Genomic DNA, 3,573 nt, shown 5'->3' with positions numbered 1-3,573 from the left:
TTTGTTTTACGAATAAACCGCCGTGCTGCACCTGAACTTTTGAGCAACAGCCCGAGAACATTGGTCTTGGCCTGCTGCTGTCCGTGCTCAATGCGCTGAGTATGGAACTCACCGTTAAACCACTTCAGAACACAGCACCGAAAGCACTGCTTGCGAGGAATAGCCACTTGTCGAAGTGTTGACATGGGCCGCCCTTGAGGGGCAACTTCAAGCAAAGATTCAGCGCAACGGGACTAACGTCAGCTCTGCAGCGAGAGCGGCCCCTTCGCACAAGGTCAGTGGACGTCAGATTACGACAACATAACGGTCTACATGAACCGTTCAGGAAAACCACCCGCAACGGCTTGGTAGACCGCTTTGTTAGAGCATGGTTGCGTTAACGATCTGTTTTCTTTTTTTCTGGTTTTTAAGCAACGTCTTCATTGAACACAAAACCCCATAGCCATGTTCCGTTGGTCATTTGGCTCACGTGCCAGAAAGGACCATCACCCTTCAATCCTTCAACTCGATAATCGGTGTCAATTTGAGTCATACCAACGGGCGTCGTCGCGGTCACTTTAGAGTCAATATCTGCCTTCTCATAGACTGGCACGCCTTCGCGAGCCAGTTTGACTAAGTAGCGCCCATGCTGCTTTGATCTAACCGCCCTTCGGACAGCGTGAATGGCCAAGGCCATATCCACTACAGTGGAAAACACATACTCTGCGGTATCGGCAAGGGTGGCAGCATCAAGCTTGCCGAAATCGTGCTTGATCACCCATTGCTTGTCTTCAGACCGATACACCTCCGGCGTCAGCCGCCAAACATTCCAAAAAGCTGTGGTGTCAACCCCCTCCTTGAGCAGGTCCTGATCAATTCGACTATGGTCCCGTACTATGTAGTCCGTTGGGTCTTTAACGTTTTCTTGAATGTACTGCGGATCCCTCGCGTAATAGGGGGCGTAGCTGAGTGCGGCGAAAATACCTTGAGGCGTTGCCTCTTTGAATTTCGAAACGTCGTACTTATGCTCCACTGCTACATAAAGCACTTTCCGACATCCGATAACGCATGCCTCAAGATCGTCCGATTCGCGTGCCATCTTCGCCTCAAGCAGCAGATCTTTCATCTCTCCGTCATCTAGCAGATCGATTGCGCTGACGGTAGAGAAGTTAACGCCAAGCACCGAACTTGAGGCCTCTTCAAAGAACTCCCGTACGCTTACAACTACCCGCTCACACTCGTCGCGGGCAGGTTGAATCCCATAGTGCTTCGAATCCACGCGGATGCGATTAAGACGAATTAGCTTGTTCTTGAAAGGAAGCTCCTTCGGGGAAATTTTTTCATTTATTTGAAGGAAATACTTGTCGAACTTCGTGTTTTGATCAATTTCAGCCTTTACGTGGTCACCCAATGCGATCAAGAAGGCTTCAACAGCATCTTGCAGAAGGTTTACAGCTGCGAACAAGTACATGTCGTTTGGTGACGCAAGACTTGTCTTCCCCAGTTGGTACAAGTGCCGCGCAAGCGACAACCGCCGAATTGTTTCGATGTCCATAGACGTAAAGATTAATGTTTGAAATCACCGACCTACGCTTCTTTGCGTGCAAGCCTGGAGTCCGCTTTCAGCGAACTCAATCACTGAACTGAGACTTATGAACGCCTGCTTCCAGACTTTTGGCGAATTACAAGGGTGAAGTTTTGGAATGCTACGAAAGCGGCCGTCCATCCAAGCTGGATATTGCTTCGAAGCTTTCCTGTTAGGTCATCGCGCGCCCTACCTGTTGGCGATATACAACCGCTTCTTAGAACGGGTGAGCGCGACGTAGAGCAAGCGTGCATCGTGGTTCAGCAAGTAGCTGTCTCCACGCGAGATAGATACGAGGGCTGTGTTGTCCATACCCATTCCTTTGGAGGTGTGTATCGTCTGAACTTGGATCTTGCTGTCGGTCCCCAGCACATCCTTTCGGTGGCAGAAATGCGGAATCTGCAAAGCGGCAAGTCCAGCAGAAACCATATCGCAAGTGGCCCGCGTAGGCGCCATGATGAGCCATTCCTCATTCTTAGCTGCTTCGACCATACGCAATAGTCTTTTAAGGCTCAAGGACTCGCGGGTGGACTTTCCGGATGCATCCTTCACTGGTAGTTGAATCGACTGAATCACCTCTCCTCCGTGCTGTTCATCCATATGTTCCGACCACTGCTTATCTTTGCGCCCCACGCGCTGCGCCAATATGGGAACGATCGCCTTGTCGATGAAGTTCTTGATGTTTTTCGGCAGTCGATACGAGACAGGTAACACCTGATCAGGTTCAGTTGTCGGGAATGCATTAAATAGGTGCGGTGCAGCCCCGAAACCCTCCATGATTGCTTGATCATCATCGCCGGCAATGATGGTTGTTCGAGCCTTATCAGCGAGCTTGTTGACGACGTCCCACTGCAGAGCACTAAGGTCCTGGGCTTCATCGATTATGAGCAGCTCGAATGTCGGAATCCTATCCGCCGGAAAGGCATCATTAGCCACTGAAAGGATCACATCGTTGAAGTCAGCTAGCCTATTGCCATGTTTGAATGCTTGGTAGGCACCAAAGTACTTTTCGGCGTACTCATGAACATCTTCTTCGTCGAGCGACTGGCCGAAATATTGACCTAAGCACTGTTTGGCTGTTTCTAGTGACTTGCCCGAGAAGGATGGCACCTTATGTTTTCGGTTGAACATGATGCTGTACTCGCTGAGCACTGGGTGTTCGGGCCGAACTACAACGCTCGACGCATCGCCTGCTCGAAGCCATTCCTCTCGAATGCCTATGCTAGGGTCAAAGACCTTGAAGTGCTCCTTCTGGCACAGTCCCTTCCCTTCATTGCCCCCCATGCGCGTCGTGAGGCTGTGCAGCGTCGAAAAATTTGCGAACCGATTCGGTTCGAGGTCCAAGTCCTTGGCAATGCGGTCCCTCGCCTCATCGGCCGCCACGTTGGTGAATGCAAAGTAGCCTACGTCTTCTGGAGGCATGCCGGCTGCAATGGCGGTCTTGGCTATGTTCACAAGACTAGTGGTCTTGCCGGTTCCGGGTGGGCCGAAGATGCGCCGAACTGACTTTGTGCTCCAAGTCCTGTTCAAGGGAAACTGGCTTGGACTAGCCAAAGGAGCTGTTATGGCCGTATTCATTGCAACGGCTGCCGATGCTGGCTTGACTGACATTACGTCCTGAAACCAAACCTCCTTGTCCCAGGATCCTGATGTCGCGTGCCGGATTTCTTGGCCAATCAAAGACCGGCACTTCTGCTCAAGTTGCTCAACGCCTCGCCAAGCAAGTGACTGCTTCCTTGTGCCCTCGTCGGTGTGGATGTAAAGATAACGGAGGTCTTTTGAGACGTCTATAAGCTTCATAGGAGAGCGCCTGCTGCAAGTTAAGTATTGCGCTACGACAGCCTTGCTTGGGCCACGAATTCGATGACACCATCATTAAGTGCCATTCGTATAATTATAAAGAGCTTAAAAGTTTTACAAATTAACAGTAATACGCAATTTCAGAATTGTTTCATTACACAACAGCGTGGACCGCATTCAGCCTACACCCGACGGAGAACTTAACTTTT

At 50.6% G+C, this 3,573-nt stretch carries 3 protein-coding genes; all 3 read right to left on the bottom strand.

The annotated features are described in order from the left end of the window. On the bottom strand, nt 1-185 hold a 185-nt coding region (locus tag B9Z37_RS14590; RefSeq protein WP_205872608.1), incomplete at its 3' end, for a hypothetical protein. A gap of 221 nt (nt 186-406) precedes the next feature. Beyond that, nucleotides 407-1,534 (bottom strand): hypothetical protein, encoded by a 1,128-nt coding sequence (locus tag B9Z37_RS14235; protein WP_108312652.1) that lies wholly within the window; start codon nt 1,532-1,534, stop codon nt 407-409. Nucleotides 1,535-1,753: 219 nt separating this feature from the next. Beyond that, nucleotides 1,754-3,364 (bottom strand): UvrD-helicase domain-containing protein, encoded by a 1,611-nt coding sequence (locus B9Z37_RS14230; protein WP_108312651.1) that lies wholly within the window; start codon nt 3,362-3,364, stop codon nt 1,754-1,756. Nucleotides 3,365-3,573 lie beyond the last annotated feature (209 nt).

Origin of the sequence: Limnohabitans parvus II-B4 (assembly GCF_003063455.1) — a bacterium.
Classification (GTDB): domain Bacteria; phylum Pseudomonadota; class Gammaproteobacteria; order Burkholderiales; family Burkholderiaceae_C; genus Limnohabitans_A; species Limnohabitans_A parvus.
This window is presented reverse-complemented; position numbering and strand designations above follow the sequence as displayed.

What these genes read in the sequence shown, in the direction of transcription:
- B9Z37_RS14235 (WP_108312652.1), bottom strand. Translation starts at nt 1,534, where the DNA reads ATGGACATCGAAACAATTCGGCGGTTGTCGCTTGCGCGGCACTTGTAC.
- B9Z37_RS14230 (WP_108312651.1), bottom strand. Translation starts at nt 3,364, where the DNA reads ATGAAGCTTATAGACGTCTCAAAAGACCTCCGTTATCTTTACATCCAC.